Annotated in this window: 14 protein-coding genes; 10 read left to right on the top strand and 4 right to left on the bottom strand. The window is 68.1% G+C overall.

Annotated features, from left to right (window positions below):
• Positions 1–800 (top strand): IS256 family transposase (locus M2271_RS40905; RefSeq protein WP_280892552.1); only part of this gene is annotated, 800 nt, incomplete at its 5' end.
• Positions 801–926: 126 nt separating this feature from the next.
• Here M2271_RS40905 and M2271_RS40900 read toward each other — a convergent pair.
• The 4 genes from M2271_RS40900 to M2271_RS40885 form a co-directional block, all read right to left on the bottom strand.
• Complete coding sequence (locus M2271_RS40900) at positions 927–1,658, bottom strand: helix-turn-helix domain containing protein (protein WP_280892551.1); 732 nt, start codon at positions 1,656–1,658, stop codon at positions 927–929.
• Complete coding sequence (locus tag M2271_RS40895; protein WP_280892550.1) at positions 1,658–3,736, bottom strand: hypothetical protein; 2,079 nt, start codon at positions 3,734–3,736, stop codon at positions 1,658–1,660. Before M2271_RS40895 ends, M2271_RS40900 begins: the two co-directional genes overlap by 1 nt.
• Before the next feature lie 26 nt (positions 3,737–3,762).
• Positions 3,763–4,359, bottom strand: coding sequence for a helix-turn-helix domain-containing protein (locus M2271_RS40890; RefSeq protein WP_280892549.1), 597 nt, complete (start codon positions 4,357–4,359; stop codon positions 3,763–3,765).
• 70 nt (positions 4,360–4,429) lie between these two features.
• Positions 4,430–5,233 carry a hypothetical protein gene (locus M2271_RS40885; protein ID WP_280892548.1) on the bottom strand — a complete coding sequence of 268 codons (804 nt, stop codon included), beginning with the start codon at positions 5,231–5,233 and terminating at the stop codon, positions 4,430–4,432.
• Between the two features lie 984 nt (positions 5,234–6,217).
• Between M2271_RS40885 and M2271_RS40880 the strand changes: the two genes are divergently transcribed.
• The 9 genes from M2271_RS40880 to M2271_RS40840 all read left to right on the top strand — a co-directional run bounded on the left by M2271_RS40880 (position 6,218) and on the right by M2271_RS40840 (position 18,541).
• Positions 6,218–6,724: a hypothetical protein gene (locus tag M2271_RS40880; RefSeq protein ID WP_280892547.1), complete on the top strand. Its 507-nt coding sequence runs from the start codon at positions 6,218–6,220 to the stop codon at positions 6,722–6,724.
• 109 nt (positions 6,725–6,833) lie between these two features.
• Complete coding sequence (locus tag M2271_RS40875) at positions 6,834–7,673, top strand: hypothetical protein (protein ID WP_280892546.1); 840 nt, start codon at positions 6,834–6,836, stop codon at positions 7,671–7,673.
• 422 nt (positions 7,674–8,095) lie between these two features.
• Positions 8,096–8,809: a TnsA-like heteromeric transposase endonuclease subunit gene (locus M2271_RS40870; protein ID WP_280892545.1), complete on the top strand. Its 714-nt coding sequence runs from the start codon at positions 8,096–8,098 to the stop codon at positions 8,807–8,809.
• Positions 8,806–10,974, top strand: a complete 2,169-nt coding sequence (locus tag M2271_RS40865) for a transposase (protein WP_280892544.1) — start codon at positions 8,806–8,808, stop codon at positions 10,972–10,974. Before M2271_RS40870 ends, M2271_RS40865 begins: the two co-directional genes overlap by 4 nt.
• A complete protein-coding gene (locus M2271_RS40860) occupies positions 10,962–11,996 on the top strand; it encodes an ATP-binding protein (RefSeq protein WP_280892543.1) in 1,035 nt (344 codons plus the stop codon). Before M2271_RS40865 ends, M2271_RS40860 begins: the two co-directional genes overlap by 13 nt.
• Positions 11,997–12,149: 153 nt before the next feature.
• The gene (locus M2271_RS40855) at positions 12,150–13,298 is read left to right on the top strand and encodes a TniQ family protein (protein ID WP_280892542.1); all 1,149 of its coding nucleotides are present in this window, start codon (positions 12,150–12,152) and stop codon (positions 13,296–13,298) included.
• A 93-nt stretch (positions 13,299–13,391) separates the two neighbouring features.
• Positions 13,392–14,522 (top strand): endonuclease domain-containing protein, encoded by a 1,131-nt coding sequence (locus tag M2271_RS40850; protein ID WP_280892541.1) that lies wholly within the window; start codon positions 13,392–13,394, stop codon positions 14,520–14,522.
• Positions 14,523–14,921: 399 nt separating this feature from the next.
• Positions 14,922–15,158 carry a hypothetical protein gene (locus tag M2271_RS40845; RefSeq protein ID WP_280892540.1) on the top strand — a complete coding sequence of 79 codons (237 nt, stop codon included), beginning with the start codon at positions 14,922–14,924 and terminating at the stop codon, positions 15,156–15,158.
• Positions 15,159–15,559: 401 nt separating this feature from the next.
• On the top strand, positions 15,560–18,541 hold the full coding sequence (locus M2271_RS40840) for a DEAD/DEAH box helicase family protein (protein ID WP_280892539.1): 2,982 nt from the start codon (positions 15,560–15,562) through the stop codon (positions 18,539–18,541).
• Positions 18,542–18,981 lie beyond the last annotated feature (440 nt).

The following is an 18,981-nucleotide window of genomic DNA, read 5'->3' as shown; positions in this document are numbered from 1 at the left end:
CCGACAAGGCCCTGGACTCGATGAACGAGTGGCGCACCCGCCCACTCGATCCGGTCTACCCGGTCGTCTTCGTAGACGCCATCCACGTCAAGATCAGGGACGGGCAGGTCGCCAACAGGCCGATCTACGTGGCCATCGCGGTCACCGCGGACGGCTACCACGAGATCCTCGGCCTGTGGGCCGGCGACGGCGGCGAGGGCGCCAAGTTCTGGCAGCAAGTCCTCACCGACCTGCGCAACCGCGGCGTGAAGGACGTCCTCATGCTCGTCTGCGACGGGCTGTCGGCTCTGCCGGACGCGGTCGCGAACGTGTGGCCCCAAACCGTCGTGCAGCGCTGCGTCGTACACCTGATCCGGCAGAGCCTGCGCTACGCCTCGCGGAGGGACTGGCCCGAGGTCGCCGCCGACCTCAAGCCCGTCTACACCGCTGTCAACGAGGCCCAGGCCCGCGAGCGGCTCGACGAGTTCGACGCCAAGTGGGGCCACAAGTACGGCTCGATCGCCACCGTCTGGCAGCGCGCCTGGAGCGAGTTCGTGCCCTTCCTGGCCTTCCCCGACTCCATCCGCGAGGTCGTCTACACAACCAACAGCATCGAGTCCCTCAACGCCCGCTACCGCCGCGCGGCCACCGCCTGCGGACACTTTCCCAACGAACAGGCAGCGCTCAAGAGGATCTACCTGGCCACCCTCGCCCTCGACCCCTCCGGGCGCGGACGCAAACGCTGGAACAACAAGTGGAAGGCAGCATTGAACGAGTTCGACCAGCTCTTCGACGGCCGCCTTACCGCCGGACGGGTATAGGCCAGGCAGACCAACAAAAAGCCACTAGGCCAAAGGGCCTAAAAACACCTAAATCATGATAGACCCGCCGGGGCCTGGCTTGTCGTGCTGGCCAGGATCGATTGTTCAACGCGTCTTGGCTGCTGTTCACGTGGCGTCGCGGGGACGCCACGTGCGGACCTCCAGATGAAGGATCTGGACGTCTGCCCGGATGCGTCCGGTCTCCACCAGCCACTGGTGAACGGCAGCCGTGACGTCTCCTCCGGCAGCGTCGACGCGTCGGGCGAAGTCGGCGGCGTCGAACCCGCCGGTGGAGGAGGAGCCGTAGGAGCGTTCCTCCGTGTGGTCGGCGCGCTGGATGACGTCGCGGCGGATGCCGGGTGAGTCGGTGCGGCTGCCGGAGGAATGCACGTAGCCGGTCTTGGCCAGGCGGACGGTGAAGGCCAGACGCAGGCCCAGTCGGGCGGCTTCTGCGATCAGGGGGCGCAGGCGGGCGGAGCCGGAGGCGATCGCCTGGGTTCCGACGCGTCCGGTGCCCGACCCGGTCGGGGTGATGAGGACGGCTTTGCTGCGGACCCGGGCTTTTGCGCCGCTGGCGGTGGTGCGGCGGGTGATGTGCTGGCTGGCGATGGCGGCGAGTTCGGGCAGATCGGTGATGCCGCCTGTCTGGACGGCGGCCAGGACCTGGCGCAGGGCGGGGACGAAGGCGGCGCCTTTGTTCTTTGTGTAGAACTGGGAGACCAGGGAGGCGTCGCGGTTGATGATGCGGGCGATGTCGCGCTTGGTGTAGCCGGCGGTCTGCAGTTGGTCGGCGAGTTGGGCGGCCTCGTTCGGTTCGCTCTGCCCGGCTGGGCGGTTGGGGCGGAAGCGGGGCGGCATCAGGCCTCCCCTGCGGCCTGGGGCAGGGCGGCGCGTCCGGTGTCCCGCAGGGTGAGGAGTTCTTCCTCTGTGGTGGGGGCGGCGACGGGGGTGGTGAGGTGGCCTTTGAGGAGGTAGTCGCCGGGCTGGTGGTGATGGGGCCAGTTCTGCGGGTGGGTGAGGTAGAGGGCGTCAGTGCGGAAGGCTACGACGGTGCCGGGCGGGGTGTGCAGGGCTCCGGCGTAGGTGTCGTCGTCGCGGTGGCGCTGGGTGAGCAGGGCGGCGCGGGCGCCGGACCAGATGGCGGCGGCCCATTCGGGGTGGGCGTTGGGGTCGCGGCTGAAGCCGCTGGGGCGCTGCCAGGTGATCAGTTCGTCGTCGAAGCCGATGATTTCGGCGTCTGGCGGTACGTCGCGCTCCTGGGTGCGGGGGGTGGTGCCGGTGACCATGCGGGGCCGCTGAGCGAAGGAGCCGATGCCGTACAGGAGGATGGCTCGCACGGCGCGGGAGGCGAGGTGGGCAGCCCTCTTCTGCTGGGTATCGCCTTGGAAGTGGGCCTGGGCGGAGAGGTTGGTCCAGGTTTCCTTGAGTTTCTTGGCCCAGTCGTCCAGCGGTTTGCCGTCCTCCCACAGGATGCCGTCGAGGATTTCGACCTTCCACGGCTGGATGGGGTTGGTCAGGGCGGTGTGGATTTCGGGGCCGCCGGCCCAGGTGGTGAAGGTCGTGCCGGGTTCGGCCGGGTAGTGCCAGGCGCGCTCGCCGGGGGCGGGGGTGGGCAGGAGGCCGACGTGGTTCCAGGAGTCGGGGACAGTGACCCGTACCTGCCAGTGGCCGCATCCGTACAGGGCGCGGGTCTTTTCCTTCTCCGACCAGGTGACGAGGGTCGCGGAGGTGATGCGGCGGGGGGTGCCGACCGGGGATTTCCAGGTGTGTTTGGCGTAGGCGAAGGTGCGGTCGTACTCGACGAGCTGGGGCAGTTGTTCCGGGACGCGGGGCGGGGTGAGGAGTTCGTTGCGTCCTTGTCCGGCAGTGGCGTGGAGCAGGCCGCGCAGTTCCTCGGACATGACGGGGAAGCCGTCGGCGTGGTGGCCGCGTTGGGGGATGGTGCGGGTCCACAGGTCACGGCCGGTCTGGGAGGGGGAGCCCATGATGACCGCATCGGGCCAGTAGCGGCGCAGGGCCTGCCACAGCAGGACGAACGCGTCCCGGATGACGGCCGGTTCGTCGCCGTTGGCATCGAACCACTCCCCCACCGAGCGGATCTCGACGGGCTGGCTGCCGTTCTCGCGCTGGTAGCGGCCGACCGGGTTGCGGGCGTGGACGAAGTGTCCGGCCATGCGGTCGCGCCCACGGCCGGTGTCAGTGCGCCAGCCGGGGGTGGGGGCGTTCAGCCAGGCTGCGACGGCGTCACGCAGATAGGGGTAGCGGTCGGCGTCGCGGTGCCAGGGATCGCCTGCGGTGATGTAGATGCGCTCGGCCCCTTCGGGGAGCGTGTGGAAGACGGCGGTGAGAATGTCCGCGGCCGACCTGCCGGCGAGGTCGAGGCGGTGGGTCTGGTTGCGGTGGACCAGGACACCGGTGTCGGTGTCGAGGAAGACGGTGGAGCGGGCCTGCTGGGTGAAGCTGGGCCGTGTGGAGGCCAAGTTCGGGGTGTGGGTGCACCAGGCGTCGCCCGCGTGCCCTTCCGGGAGGGAAGGCAGGGTCCGCGGCGTATCAGGGGCGGCAGGGGCTGAGGGAGCGGGGTGCGGGTGGGGCGTGCGCAGTGCGGGTGCCGCCGCTGCTGCGGGCTGCGGGGCCGGTTCCAGCTCGGCGGTGTCGGGGGCCGGGGTCGTCTCGGGGGCCGGGGGCTGCGCTGCGGCGGTGCTGCTTCGGGCGAGGCTGTCGGGGCTCAGGTGGGGGACGAGCGCGACGATGTCGGCCATGCTCAATCCTGCGGCCGGGGCGATCCGCTCCGCCTTCGCCTTATCGTAGACGGCCAGTTGGGTGATCTGGTGGTTCCGGTTGGCTTCCAGCTTCGCCAGTTCCGCCCGGGCCTTCTTGATCTGGTCGCGTACGGTGCGCAGTTCGGCGAGCGCGGCGTTGTAGCTCTGTGCGTCCATGGGAGTTTCCTTGTCGGGGCGCAGACTCAGCCGGCGGGATGGGTGGGGACGTAGGCGATCGCTCCGCCAGAGTGGGAGGCGAGCCGGGTGCCCAGCAGTAGTTCGGCGAGTCGGCGGTCGCCGTCTGTGTGTGCCGTGACGGTGAGCTGGGGGGCGGCCAGGTCGGTGACGTAGCCGGCCAGGCGGGCATCGGGGAAAGCGTGGCGGCCCTCGGTGTTCTTCTCCCACCGTTCCAGGCCGGTCAGGACGGCCACGACATAGCCGGACAGGGTCACCGGCAGCACTCCCCCGGCCGCGACGCTCGCCGCGTTGCATCGCCACCATCCCCGCAGTGCTTTGAGGAGGTCGCCGGGGGTGAGGGAGGTGGCGAAGCCGATCCAGTCCCGGTCCGGCTCGTCGGTCCGTTGGGCCGCGTCGACCCTCAACACGGCGATCTCCATGGCTTCGATCTGGTCCAGGGCCGCGTGGCGGCGTGCGCTGAGGGACTGCACCGCTACGAGGGGGATCATGACGCGCACGCCGCGGCGGGACATGCCGGGCAGCAGCCCGGCATGCACGAGGCGACGGAAGGTGGTGACGGCGCATCCCAGCTCCTCGGCCGCCTGCCCGGTCGTCAAGAGCACCGACCCACACCTCCATATGCGTACTTCGATATCTGATCAGGCACTAAGTTAGAGGAGTGGGGAGGTGATGTCAAAGAGCGGCGCCGGGGCCTTCTCCCCCGTACTCCCAGGCCTCACCAGCGGCGGGGCCCTCTGCGTTGATCTTGGCGAGGCGGGAGGCGATGCCTCCTTCGTTACGGCCGAATTCCCGGGACAGTTCGGTCAGCGAGGCACCCTGTGCGCAGCGTTCGGCAAGGCGCCGTTCGTCTTCGGCGCTCCAAGGTTCGTAGGCGTTGGGGTAGACCTTGCGTTTTTCCGCGACCGTGTAGGCCTTGGGCTTTTCCGGCTCGACGCGCGGAGCGGGTACATCGTCGGCCGGGAAGGAGATGAGTCCGAGGTGGTACAGCACCCAGCGCACGGCCCTTTCGCTACGCCCCAGGGATTCGGCCAGCTCTTGGACATGGGCGCCGGCGAGGAATTCGGCGCGCAGGCTATCTTTCTCCTCCAGGGTCCAGCTGGCTCCGCGACGGGGCGGTTTGGCCTTTCCATGGGCTGCGGCCGCCTGAGTGGGGATGCTGGGGGCAGCGGGGGCGTGAGCCGGGGTTGCTGGGGGTTTGCGCAGTGCTGCCCAGTCCGGTTCGTAGGCGGTGGGGAGTTGCTCGCGGAAGGCGTTGAGCAGGCGCAGGTAGGCGTAGGTGTCGGCCAGGTCGGCAGTGTGGCGGCCGGCCTCCCACTCGGCCATGACCTCAGGCTCCGCGCCGAGGGCGTCGGCGACCTCTTCGAGGGTTGCTCCCCACAGCTCGCGCAGGCGCTGCCGTTCGCCGGGCGGGGGGAGCTGCGGGGACCGAGGGCCCTCGCTGAGCAGGTTGTCCTGAGCGGTGAAGCGCGAGTCCATAGGGTGTCTGCCAGACGTGTCGATGCGCGGGGCAAGGCCAGCGGCAGCCCACAGCGCAGAGGGTGAGGAGAGACAAAGATCCGATCGGCCGAGACGCAGATGGCCGGCGCGGAGGGCGAAATGCCGAGCCCGGCAGGCCCACTGCCAGGTGGAGTTGTCGGGTGATGCGACGGGGGGAGGCTTCCGTCAGCCTCGCCCTCGGCGTCACGCGGTAGTAGCGAGCAGGGTGTGGTCACCCGCTTTGCTGCGCTTCCAGCATGCCGTACCAGGCGGCCCCTCACGTCTGCGCTCGGGAACGATTCTCCTGTCGGGTGTGGCGTGTGACCTGCGTCGATGCCGACAGGCACCCGTGGCGGACGGCACCCCAAAGAGGCATTTAGGGAACGGGTGTTCGGCATTCCAGACGGTCTCCTGGTGAGGCGGGTGGCATACCGATGAAGACTTTGGATGGGCGACCGGAGACGCGGAGGCTGAGCCGACAGTGCCTGCTGGGAAGTGCCCAGCATCTGCACGCGAACCGGTGCCCGAAGGTTTTCCTTCATGTCTTCCCCGGGCGCGGCCCGGCTGCGATACGGGGCGCGGTCATGACGACCGGCGCCCTGCCGATGAGGGCGCCGGTGAGGCCTTGCGCGCACCGGTGGCTCGCGGTCACCTGCGTGACCTGACAGCCCATGCCCTCGGCTCCAGCAGCGGATTGAGGCGCAGCCCGTTGTCCGCTGAAGCCGTCAGACCGGGTCCATTTCGTGCAACGTCAAGCTGCGTCCTGAAAAGCGGACGGCTTGCCTCACTCTTACGCGTACTTCCTGGTCAGGCCGATCCCGTTGAGCATCTGTTCGTTTCCGCAGGTGGAAGCCGTGTCGAGTGGCAACTGCGCGGGACTGAGGCACTGCGCTCTTGTCCCGGCGCGGACGCGGACGCAGTAACTGTGCCCCTAGACTCGCGCCCTGCAAGGGCCTCTTCACGGTCCGGAGGGAGGGACTGGCTGTGCAGTTGCGCGCTCTGCGCCGTATGCGCCTCCAGGTCGTCGAGTTGGCGACGCAGGACAGCGCGCTGCTGGAAGCGGTGCGTCGACGTAGGCGAGAGCTGGAAGGCGAACTGTCAGCAGTGCGAACCCGGGAGGACGTCCTGGCCGGTATGGCAGACAGCTCCGAGGGACTGCTCGCTGCCGTCGATCGGCAGATCGAACGACGTCGGGCCGGCACAGGCATGGGACCGGACGTGAGTGCCGGCGCTGCCGAAGAGGCGAGCGACGGCGGGGAGTCCCGTGCGCATATGACGGTGCCCGAAGCGATCCGGGCGTTCCTCCTGGAGCGGGAAGAAGCTACGGCGAAAGAGATCACGGACCACATCAAGAAGGTGCGTCCCGATGTGAACATCGAAAACCTGAGTTCGACACTGTCGCGTCTGAAGAATGAGCGAGGGCTGCTCGTGCAGCCACGTGCCGGTGTCTACCGGCTCGGAGGAGAGTGGGCCATGCCCGACAGCCTCTGAGTCGTTCGGCTGAACATGCGTGAGCACCGCCGGTCTTTTGCCGGGCCCGGCGGTGTCACGGTGCGCATGTTTGGCCTCACGCCTTACACGCGCCACCACTATACCCAGCGTGCTGGTAGCGGGCGTTGCGTGTCATCCCTACGTGCAGCAAGACAGGAAAGCCCTCACGCCCATGGAAAATCTGTTCTCCCAGGCCGATTCCACGGCCCCTGCCGATACCGCCTTCCCGGATGCCTCCGAGAACGTGACCGCCGCCCCCACCTTCTGCAGCGAGCGGACGACCCCGACTGATCGCGCGAGCTTCCAGCGCCAGTGGTCCCTCTTTTTGACTGCTGCCCACAAGAGCGGCATCAAGCGCCTCACCGTCGCCAGCGTGGACCTGGCGCACGTTGAAGGAGTGACCGCCGAAACCGCCACCCAGACGCTCCGTTTCTGCACCCACCTGGACCTGTTCACGGGGGGACGCGGCAAGTTCGTTGTCACCGACGCCGGGTGGGCCATCGCGCAGCGGTGGCAGGAGGAAGAGATGCACGCGCGACTGCAGTTGCAGGCGCAGCTCCTTCCGCACTGGGCGGCGGAGAAGACGTGGGAAGCGCTGCGCGGAGGCCCGATGCCGGTGGATGAGCTGGCGAAATTCCTCCAGCATGGCCTGCCGGGAAAGCCGCGGCGCGGGGTGTATCTGGTCGAGTGGCTGGCGCTGGCTCTGCTGGTGCACCGCGACCGGCAGAACCTGGTGTGGCCCGCTCCGGCCCTGAGGGGGGCGGCCGGCTCGGCAAATATGGAGCGTCCTGCTCCCGCTCCCGAGCCCGGGCAGCACGAGCCCGAACCGGAGCTGGAGCTGGACACCTTGATGGGCATGACCAACAGCACGCTGAGGGAGCTTCCTCCCGAGCGCTACCGTGCCGTGCTCGACAACCTGGCCCAGGTGCTCGAGCTCACCCCCGCCTGACCCTGCCGGCGTCCCGCGGCCGGTGTGGTGCCGCGGGCGTCATTATCACCGTCACAGAGCCGTCCTGAGCGGCCCTGATCCGTGGTGCGAAGGCCTCGCTGCCATCCGCCGGCCGTAGCGCTTCCCACCATGTCGAACTGGTCTGTTCCTGCACCGTGCTGGTGCTCTCTGCTGTCTCGGCGCATGCCCTCATGCCGTGCTGCCCGGATGCGGTCCGTCTGGCACGGCCCGTCGGCGCAGGACAGCCCGTTGCTCCACTGCGCCGGTGTTGAAGGCCCTCCCGGGCCGCCCGGATGGCGCATTTTCCTGAATTCCCCCTGCTATAAAGGGAGTTACCTGTGTCTGCTGTGTCCTCCGTAAGGCAGCACTCTGGAGCTGTCCCGTTTCCCCGTAGCCGGAGCCGCCTGGCGGATCCGGCTCGCATGAGCGCACGGTTGGTGGACCCCTGCGGCATCGAGCATGAGATTCCGTGGCTGGAGGCCGCCGGTGAACGGCGGCTGGAGAAGTGTCTGACGGTGCGGCAGTTCCCGGTCCTCAAGGGCCGCCGGGTGTCACCGGGTTGGTGGTGGTCAGCGACCAACCGCCGTCTGGTGCACTACGGCTTCAAGGCCATGCGCACGCAGGTCATGATGCTGGACCGTGACCCGCAGGTGGTGGCCCTGGCCTGTCGGCCGGTGGAGCTGCTGTGGCGCGGCCGGGGCGGCAGGACCGTGTCGCACGCGCCGCATCTGATGGCGCGGCTGGCGGACGGCAGCGGGCTGCTGGTGGACTGTGCGAGCCGGTTCGGGGCGGGGAGGCGGCTGGTGCGGCGCGCCGCCCACGTCGAAGGTGCGGCGGCTGCGGCGGGCTGGCGCTACCGTCTGGTCGGACCGCCGCCGTTGGTGGTGGAGGCCAATGTGCGCTGGCTTGCCGGCTACCGGCATCCGCGGTGTGCGCAGGGCCTGTTGGCGGAGGTGGCCGAGTGTTTCCGGGTACCGACTGCCTTGGTCGAGGGGGTGCGGCTGCTGGGTGATCCGATCGCGGTGTGGCCGTCGGTGTTCCACGCGCTGTGGGCGGGTGTGCTGAGTGTGCCGCTGGAGCGTCCGCTGCACGCGCGGGCCGTCGCGGTGGCGTGTGCGGCGGAGGCCGGACGGTGAGCCGGCCCCGTTTGGAGCCCGGCACTGTCGTGCGCTACGGCGGGCGGCAATGGACCGTCACAGGGATCGAGGCATCCTCTGTATCCGGCGCGCGGATCTGGCTGTCCGGGACGGAGGAGGAGGGCGGGGAAGACACGCTGGCGGTGTTCGGGCTGGCGAAGCTGCTCGGCGATGCCACCTTCGAGTCGGTGGGCGGTCCGCCGCGTCTGCGGGTACCGCAGATGGGCCTGCTGTCGACGGTGTCCGAGGGCGAACAGTGGCGTGCGTTCGAGCTGGAGCGGCACGTCCGTGAGGTGGAGACCGGGTGTCCCGCCCTGGACGGCACGGCGTCGGTGAGGTCCGAGTACGATCCCGCGTCCACCACGCTGGCCCAGCGTGAGCAGGCGAAGGCCGATGAACTGGCCGCGCAGGGCTGGGCGGACGTGAGCCGGGCGACGGTGCGCAGGTGGCGTGCGCGCTATCACGCGGACGGGGTGTGGGGGCTGGTCAAGAAGCGTGGTGGCTCGACGCAGTTGGACCGGGCCGATCCGCAGGTGGTCGAGGCGCTGCGCGCCCTGCTGCCTGTCGAGGCTTCTCGCTCCCGGTCGCGGGGGTGGAAGAAGCGGATGCGCGGGGAGGTCCGGTGGTGGCTGGAGGACCACCACCGCAAGCATGGCGGGCGGCCGGTCAAGGTGCCGGCGCAGTCCACGTTCAACAAGCTCCTCGACACGGTGGAGACATCCCTCGGGTTGCAGGGGACGGTGGCGCAGCGGCGTGCCCGCGCCGCCCGTCCGGCCCCGCCGTTCAAGCCGACGCTGGCGCTGCGTCCGGGTGAGATCGTGATGTTGGACAGCACGCCGTTGGATGTGCTGGTGGTCCTGGACGACGGGGTGGTGGGGCGGCTGGAGCTGACTATCGCCGTGGATGTGGCCGTGTGCGGGCTGTGGGGGGTGCTGCGGCCGGCGGGAAGCAAGCTGACGGACGTGGCGGTGCTGCTGGCGCAGATGATGACGCCGATGGTGATGCGGCCCGGCTGGTCTGCGGGGCTGTCGATGGCCGCGTCGGTCGTGCCGCACGAGCGGCTGACTTCTGTGGACGAGCGGTTGAAGGACGCGGCGGCTCGTCCGGTGATCGTGCCCGAGACGGTCGTGGTCGACCAGGGCAAGGTGTTTGTCTCCCCGGCCACCCGGGCGGCGTGCGAGAGCTTGGGCATTTCGCTGCAGCCGGTGCCTCCGGCCAACGGACCGGCCAAGGGACATGTGGAGAGGTCGTTCGGGTCGATCAATTCGCTGTTCTGTCAGTGGCTGCCCGGCCACACCGGTTCGAATGTGAGCGAGCGCGGCTCCAAGGTCGAGCAGGAGCCGCTGTGGACCGTGGCAGAACTCCAGGCATTGTGGGAGGAGTTCCTCGTGTACTGGCACCACCGCCCGCACGCAGGGCTGCGCCACCCGCTGATGCCGAAGAAGGCTCTCACCCCGAACCAGATGTGGGCGGCGCTGCTGCCCGTCGCCGGGTACGTGCCGGTGCCTTTGTCGGCGGACGACTTCGTGGAGCTGCTGCCGGTGCGCTGGCAGCCGATCACCGATGCCGGTATCCGGTTCGATTACCGCACCTATGACGACAGTTGCCTCAACGGCCACCGGGGGCAGGACTCCGGGGTACGGGCGCAAAAGGGTCTGTGGGAGGTGCACTACAACCCTTACGACCCGGTCCGGATCTGGGTCCGGTTGCCGGAGGGTTTTCGTGAGGTGGCGTGGATCCACACCACTTCGGTCGCCCTCCCGTTCACGCACCACGTCTGGGAGCACATCTGCAAGGTGGTCGAGCGCACCGGCTCGCGTGAGGAACACGAGGCCGAACTGGCCCTGGCCCTGGACGCCTTCCTCAGGCGGGCCGCACGTAAGGAGAAGCTGTCCGCCGTGGAGCGGCGGGTGGTGGCCAAGTCCCGTGCCGCGGATACGGTGCAGGTGCCTTCCGGCGAACTCAACGTGCTGGATGTGCCCGCGCCGTCGTTCGGGCTGGCCGGCGTGTACGCGACGCCGGATCCCGACGACGAGACCTGGCCGGACGAGAACGAGGAGAACGACGAGGACGTCGTCGGTGGCGGGCTCGAGGCCGGCCGTGTCTCGGGAGGGTCTCTCATCCTCAGCGACCAGGACTTCGAGGAGGACCAGTGGCTGCCGTAACTGCTGCCGAGGGCGGCGACTCTTTTGACGGCGATATCACTCAGGGCGCGGTCACCGACTGCGTCCGGTGGCAGGAGTACGTCTGCCGTCTGCGGGGGATCGCCCCGCCGGTGGACGACCCGTCCTGGAACCGTACGAGGCGGCTGGACTATCACTCGGAGTTCGTCACCCTCAAGACGCCTTCTATGGAGCGGGCGATGGCAGAGCTGAGGGTCACTCTGCTGGTGAACAACCGGCAGTCGAGCACGGCCCGGCGCGGGCTGATCGTGTCCGGGCCACCGGGGGCGGGAAAGTCGACCACGCTCACGGAACTCGGCAGGTTCTTCGAACTGAGCGAACGGCGCCGCCGGCCGGGCCTGGAGGGTTCCATGCCCGTGCTGTTCGCTTCCGTCCCGCCCACCTACACGCCCAGGAACCTGGCCAAGGTCCTCGCCCGGTTCGCCGGCATTCCCGTCCACGACCGGATGACCGAACACACCATCACCAACGCCGTGTGCCACGTCATGTTGGAGCGGGGCACCCGGCTGGTGTTCATCGACGACGTGCACCTGCTCAACACCCGTACACGGCCCGGCGCCGACACCTCCGACCAGGTCAAGACCCTGATGGAACGGGTACCCGCGACGTTCGTGCTGGCCGGTGTCAACGTGGAGGACTCACCGCTGCTGACCGGGCCCCGCGGCGCCCAGCTCGCCGCCCGCTGCAAACTCCTGCGCACTCCCCCGCTGCTCAACGGCACCCCGGAACAGAAGAAGATGTGGCACACCCTCCTGGGCGACATGGAGGGGGCGCTGCGGCTGGACCGCCACCGGCCCGGAACGCTGGTACGCCACGCCGCCTACATCCATCTCCTCACCGGCGGCGTAATGGCCAGCCTCTCCCTCCTCATCAGAGAAGCCGCGATCCGCTCCATCCTGGACGGGAGCCTCGCGATCACGAAGAAACAACTGGCGCAGGTAGTCCTCGACATCCAGGCCACGAACGCGGCGCGCGACACCCGCTGGCAACGCCCCGACAGCTGACCGTCGCTTTGGGAGGTCCCGCCCGGGCCTCCCGCCCGTCCTGCCACGGGCCCGCCCGCCCGTAGTCCTCCCTTCCCCTCTACGAGGGGGCGCCGAGCCATTGCCGCGCGCCGGGCCCCACCCTGCCCTCGACACCCCCACGTACAAAGGACGATGCCGGTGCAAGCCCCCACCCCTGCCGCTGTCTCCACGCTTGTTCGCATTCCGCCCGTGGCAGGGGAGCTGACCGGCTCCTGGTTCCGCAGGATGGCCGCTTCGTACGGTCTGCCCGCGCAAGATCTGCTGCGGGGCATCCTGAACGGCCCGCACCAAGTGCAGGTGACGGGTACTCCAGGCACCGGCCTGGAACTGTTTTTCAACACACCCGCACGAATGGCCCTGACCCGCTCCACCGGTCTTCCCCTGTCCCGGCTCGCCCACCTGCTGCCCGCTCTCGCCGCCCCGCACGGGCGGCTCGCGGACGGCGAGAACCTGCGGGCGGCCTGGTACATGCCGGGCGAGGCATGGGTGGGGGCCTGCCCTTCGTGTACCGGGCGGTCCTGGCGGCCCGGACGGCCGGTACTGGTGTACCCGGGAACGGCCGGGCACATCTGCCTGCGTCACCGGTGCTGGCTCCTCGCACATCCCGGGAGACCGGCGAGCATTCCGCTGGAAACTCTGCCCGAGGTCCTCACCGCTCACCGTCACCATGCCGCTCTCGTGCGGGCACGTCCTGATGCGGCGGAGGTGGTGGCTCTCGCCGCGGCGGTGGTGTGGTCGTGGCAGGTACAGGGGTGGAGATCCGAGACGGTCTGGCAGGACCGTGTACGGCGGCTGGCTGCGGTCACGGGATCCATGCCGACGGCCGTGGTGGCGCATGCGCTGGTGTCCTACCCCGAGACGATCGCTGTGGCCCGGCTGCTCGGCGCTCCGCGCTGGCAGCAGCGGCTACGTGAGACGGCCGCGGCCGAAGGGGCAGGCGCCGCGACGGAATTGCTGCTCCGGGAAATCAGCCGCCGGGCCGACAGGCCGTGGCTCGCGGACTGGCTGATCGCCTACACCCGCACCAGGCCCAGGAAAGCCGCGCAGACCGATCCCCTCGATCGGTGGCTGCGCCGGCTCACCGCTGCGGACGGCACCGAAAGCGACGGCTTGTGGACGGTGCACCGGACGGCGGCCCGGCCCACCGAGTACAGCGACCGTGCCGGCTTCCTCACCGACCGGCGTGCCCGCACCGTATGCGAAGAGGCCGGGGCAGCCTTCCTCACCGGTGGCTGGGAACCAGTGCCCTTGCCCCGGCTCGGGTCGGCGCCCTGCCCGTGACATCTCTCTTCCCCCAGCAAGGCAGTGCCGCCTGTCGGCCTGCTCAGTGACTCGTCCGTTGTCTCTATCAGCGATCTCAAGGAGCTGTGCCTCATGTGGCTCTCACTCCAGGCAGCACACCAAAGGCTTGGCGACCTCACCCATCACACGACAGTCCCCGCGTATCTGGATCATGTGAACCGCTACACGTTCGCCGCTGCCAGCCACGTGCTCATCGGTGATATGGCCGTGCCCGGCTACAAGTACCGGCAGCAATGGCGCTTCCTCGACCGGGACATCCAGAAGTCCGGCAAGCGGCTCGCCGGACTCGGGATCGACCCCGGCGACCTGGTCGACGCCGGCCTGGAGGGCAGCGAGCCACACACCTGGCGCTCTCGCGTCTGGCAGTGGATCTCTCAGGCCACCGATGAGTCCGAGCTTCCTCAGAAGCAGGGCCCCGGTGTCCTACCCAAGAATTTCACCGGGCAGCAGCTGCCCGAAGCTTTCACGCGGCGGACCATCGCGAGCACCCGGCCGCTGCCGCTGATGGTCTGGTCGGGGAAGGAGTGGCTGGTTCCTCGCGCCTATGCTGCTGTGCTGGACCGGGCTGAGGAGGTCGAAGCCAGCCTCGCAGCGCAGGACGATGTGTGCAGCGGCTGCGGAACGCCGGCCGGCCGCAAGCAGTGGCGTTCCTCCAGCGCCTCAGGATTCGTCGTCCTGTGCCCGTCGTGTGCTGCCCGAGCCTCCCGGCCCTACACCGGCCATCTGCGAGGCCGCCAGTACACGAAGGGATTCGCCAAACGCTCTCCCGCCGAGGTTTTCCTGTGCCGGATGTGTCCTGAGCCTCGGCGGGCCCTGTACTGGGACCACTGCCATTCCCACGATCTGTTCCGCGGGCCGTTGTGCGTGAAGTGCAACAACTCCGAGGGCACTCGGGGGTTCATCGACCGTCCCGGAGCGGTCGAGCACCTTCTACAGTGCACGGACTGCCGCGCTCAGCGGACCCTCCCCCTTCAGCACCACGCCGACATCGTCCGCTGCCTTGCCGTATTCGAACCACACGCGGCATGCACGCACGAGCTGTCCTGGAGGTGGTTCTACGTCGAGGACGACGGATCGGTCGTGGCCCGGTTCCAGTGCTATCAGCATCAGCCGGAGCTTTCATGGTCCGTCACCGTCCCATCGGACGAAGTGAAGCTTCTCGTACGCCGGTTCATCGACGAAGCCATCAACTCCGGGCTGTAGCGGGACGCCGGGCATGTCGTCCTCGGCCGCCACCGGAGACGTCTGGAAGTGGCGCACGTCCAGCAACAGCGGCTACACACCCCCTGTGCCCCACGTGCGCCGCCTCCGTCGCCCGTCCCTACAAGGACCACCTGCACGGTCGGCTGTATGCGTCGCTGCTGAAGAACTCGCAGCCGGAGGCGTTCTTGTGCCGGATGTGTCCCGGTCCGCGGCAGGCGGTGTACTGGGACCACTGCCACACACACGGATTCGTGCGCGGCCCGTGTGTGCGCCAGCTGCAACACCTACGAAGGCGGCGGCCACCGGTTCATCTACCGGCCAAGCGCGGTCAGCCACCTCCCGCAGTGCAAAGGCTGCCGCCGCGCCAGGACCGGGCCGCCGCGCCACCAGCCCGACATCGTGCTGCAGACGTTCGTGCCCGACCCTCACGGCCCGTACCCGAAGCAGCCCCACTCCGCGTGGGGTTCAGTAGAGGAGGACGGATCGATCTGCTTCCGGATGCGCTGCTGGCAGCGCGCATTTGCACCCCAGTGGGAACAGGTCGTGCTGGCCGCACACGTCAGGCAGCTGGTACGCGAGTTCGTCGACAAGGCCCTGAACACCGATGCCGACGGCCCCGGCCCAGATTCCGCCTGACGGCCTGTCCAGCGTGGTGCATCTAGCCACCCAGGACGACGCCAAGCTGGTGACTGTCTCTAACGACACGGCGCGTTTGTGCCTCCTTCGGTACGTAGGCGGTGTGCAGTGGTCAGCGCCTGTTTCGCCACATGGTCTCGTTCTCGGTTCCCGGTCTTCTTTCCGGGGCCGCAGAACACCACGGGATACGCCAATCACTGCTGAAAGCACTGCGCATGTACGTGAGCACGAAGCCCGTCTGGGCTGAGAGTACGAGGTTCGCGAACAACGAGGTCCGTCAACTGCTGGTGCCGGGCGGGGATCTGGAGATCACACAGGAACACGGCGTCCTGCGAGCGAGAGGCGTTTACGGCAATTGGCTCGCGGGCCACGCATCGCAGGAAGGAAGCACTCTCACAGCCGTGCTCCCAGACCGCGCCGACGGCACGGTCACCTGGTCCGGCAGCCGGAACGCACATTGCCCGACGACGGTTGTGAAGTCCTACCGCGGTGCCATTGAGTTCCGCCCCCATGAAGAACCACACAGCCTACGCCGACCGCAGATCGGAGCCCTGCACGCGGTGATGGCGCACTGGGCCTCCGGGGTGGGCGGCCCAGGCATCGTGGTCATGCCCACCGGCACCGGCAAGACCGAAACCATGCTGGCCCTGCTGGTCGCCGCATCGATGCGACGACTGCTGGTGCTGGTCCCCAGCGCCGTGCTACGCGACCAGGTCGCGGGAAAGTTCGAGACGCTGGGCATCCTGCAGCGGGAGCAAATCGTCGCCCCCGATGCACTGCGGCCCACCGTGGGCCGTCTTGAGCACGGCTTCAAAGATTCTGCTGAGGCGACCCGGTTCGTGCAAGCTTGCAACGTGGTCGTGGCCACTCCGCAGATCCTGAGCAGAAGCCTCCCGGAGGTACGGGACGCCTTGCTGGAGTCGTTCACTCATTTGATCGTCGACGAGGCCCATCACGCACCGGCACGGACGTGGGCAGACATCATCAGCGCCTTCTGTGACCGTCCTGTCCTGCTGTTCACCGCCACCCCGTTTCGGGAGGACCGTCGCAGTCTGCCCGGCCGCATCGTCTTCCGCTTCCCGCTGAGGGAGGCACAGCGTGACGGCTACTTCCAGCGCATCAACTACCGCGCCGTGACCGGCATGCACGATCTCGACGCAAAGCTTGCGCACCTTGCGGTCGAACAACTGCGCTCCGACCTGGCGGCCGGTCACGACCACCTCCTGATGGCGCGTGCCGAGAACATCCCCAAGGCCGAAGAAATCGCCGCTCTCTACGAGCGTCTGGCGCCCGAATTCACCCCCTCCGTGGTGCACCAGGGCATCGGCGTCACCCGCCGCAGGGCAGTTATGGCGATACTGAAGGAACGCCAATGCCGCATCATCGTCTGCGTCGACATACTCGGTGAAGGATTCGACGAGCCGGCCCTGAAGATCGCCGCCATGCACACGGCGCGTAAGAGCCTCAGCCCGATGATCCAGTTCATCGGGCGCTTCACCCGCGCCGCAAGCGGGCTGGGCGAGGCCACCATCCTGGTCGCACACGAACCTCGTACCGGTACCTCCCCACTGCGCCAGCTGCTCCGGGAAGACGCCGACTGGAACCACCTGCTGCGTGACCTCACCGACCGTGCGACCTCAGCCGCCGAGTCCGTCAACGAGTTCGACGCGTCGTTTCACGGCGGGCCCGACGACACGGACGTCACCACCCTTGAGCCGAAGCTGAGCGCCGTGGCCTACCGGACTCCCTGCGTCCAGTGGACACCCGAAGCCGCTCTGAACCTGTTCACAGGAAACAGCCGCGTCCGGGGCCAGACGATCTCCATCGGGCACGACGACCAGATCGCCTGGTTCATCGTCGAGCACCGCACCGTCGTGCGCTGGCTGACGCCGTCTGCGCTCCAAGACGTACTGAACGAGCTGTTCATTCTCTACTTCGATAAGGAAAAGCGCCTTCTGTACCTGCACGGGTCGGAGAATTCCAGTACCTACAGAGAGCTTGCCGAGGCCGTCCTCGGCACAGAATGCGAGCTGATCAACGGGGCCCGCCCGTACCAGGTGCTGGCAGGCCTGGACCGGCTGATCCCGACCAACGTCGGCCTCAGGGACGCCCGTGATCACTTCACCCGGTTCTCCATGCATGCCGGAAGCGACGTGTCCCAGGGATTCGGCAGCGCCCAGGAGCACAAAACCAAGACGCACATCACCGCGTCCGGCCTGGACAACGGAGACAGTGTCTCCATCAGTGCCGCGGCCTTGGGACGGTTCTGGTCACCCGCCACGGCCTCCAGCCTCAAAGCATGGATGGACTGGTGCGACATGCAGGGCTCGAAGATCCTGGACGACAGCATCGACCTGCAGAAAGTCTTCAAGGGGTTCATCATCCCGCAGGACCTCACCGAGCGGCCAGAACTCGTACTCCTCGGCGTGCAGTGGCCTTGGACCGTGTACGCCGCCAGCCGAAACCGCCTCACCATCCTGCTCGACGGCCAGCGCTATGCACTGACCGATGTCAGCTTCGAGGTGGACGACTACAGCTGCACCGGCCCATTTCTGTTCTCGCTCGTGACGGACGTCTGGAGGGTTCCCTACCGGGCAGAGGTCAGCGTCAAAGGCCTGACTTACCACCCTCGCGGCCGGGACGCCACCGTCATCAGCGGCAACGGACGCGCCGCTCTGACCGAGACCCTGGAGGAGTGGCTGAACGCCAACAAGCCCGACCTGTTCCTCGAAGGCGATCACCTCATCGACGACGACAGCAAACTCATCACGCCCCGCTATGACCGCCGCCCCTTCGACACCGCACTGCTGACACCGCTGGACTGGTCCGGGGTTGACCTCACGGTGGAATCGCAACGGCCGCAGCGGCGCCCCCATTCCATCCAGCACCGCATCTCCGCCCATCTGCAGGCCACTGCCTCCTTCGACGTCCTGATCGACGACGACCGCTCCGGCGAGGCCGCCGACCTGGTCGGTCTCCGGATCGACGGCGAGTACCTGGACGTGACGCTGGTGCACTGCAAGTACTCCAAGGAGAGACCCGGCACACGGGTGGAAGACCTCTATGAGGTCTGCGGCCAGGCCATGGGCAGCGCAAAGTGGCGCCGCAAAGTGGAGAGCCTCCTGGAGCACCTGCGGGCCCGTGCCGTCCACTACGTCCGCCGGAATCCCGGATCCTCCCCCTATGACGTCGGCGGACACGAGGACCTGCTCGCCATCATGGAACGGGCGCGGCTGCTGTTTCCCCGCTTCCACACCGTCATTGCCCAGCCCGGCTTGCAGGCAGGCTCCGCAACCGACCGGCAGTTGTATCTCCTGGCCGGAGCGGAGAAGTACGTGCAGCAAGTCACCGCGGGGGATTTCACCGTCTACTGCAGCGATTGAGTGAAAGGCACGGTGCATGCGCCGGAAGGGCAGACGGCCCGGACGCCCGGCAGGAGATCGCCGTGGTCCGGGCCGTTTCTGGGCGTGCACGGCTCCAGCGGAGCGGCATTCGTTCGCGCCCGCAGGCAAATTATCGAGGGCGCTCAGCCGTCCGGGAGGGGTACGAAGCTGGGGCTGGACACGCTGCCGTGCTGGGCGCTCCCTTCAGAGCCGGAAAATCTACAGGCCTGAACATCTCTGCTGGTGAGAGCGTTGCATCTCATCGATGTTCACCCATACGGCGGCCACTCTAAAGAGTGAGGCTTTTGCTGTTTTCGCCTCCGATTGTCAGAGCGGGATGCTGCGCTCTTGCCATGACAAGTAGACGTAATTCTTCTCCCCGGCGGCCCTCCCCCTCGTTACACGACGGTTTTCCCGACGTGGACGCGCTTCTCGACAGC

Source organism: Streptomyces sp. LBL (assembly GCF_029893585.1).
Lineage (GTDB): Bacteria > Actinomycetota > Actinomycetes > Streptomycetales > Streptomycetaceae > Streptomyces.
The sequence above is the reverse complement of the archived record's forward strand: the minus strand, read 5'-3'. Positions and strand labels throughout refer to the sequence as shown.

Coding starts and splice junctions, on each gene's coding strand:
- M2271_RS40900 (WP_280892551.1), bottom strand. CDS start 1,658: ATGCCGCCCCGCTTCCGCCCCAACCGCCCAGCCGGGCAGAGCGAACCG.
- M2271_RS40885 (WP_280892548.1), bottom strand. CDS start 5,233: ATGGACTCGCGCTTCACCGCTCAGGACAACCTGCTCAGCGAGGGCCCT.
- M2271_RS40895 (WP_280892550.1), bottom strand. CDS start 3,736: ATGGACGCACAGAGCTACAACGCCGCGCTCGCCGAACTGCGCACCGTA.
- M2271_RS40870 (WP_280892545.1), top strand. CDS start 8,096: ATGAGCGCACGGTTGGTGGACCCCTGCGGCATCGAGCATGAGATTCCG.
- M2271_RS40855 (WP_280892542.1), top strand. CDS start 12,150: ATGCCGGTGCAAGCCCCCACCCCTGCCGCTGTCTCCACGCTTGTTCGC.
- M2271_RS40850 (WP_280892541.1), top strand. CDS start 13,392: ATGTGGCTCTCACTCCAGGCAGCACACCAAAGGCTTGGCGACCTCACC.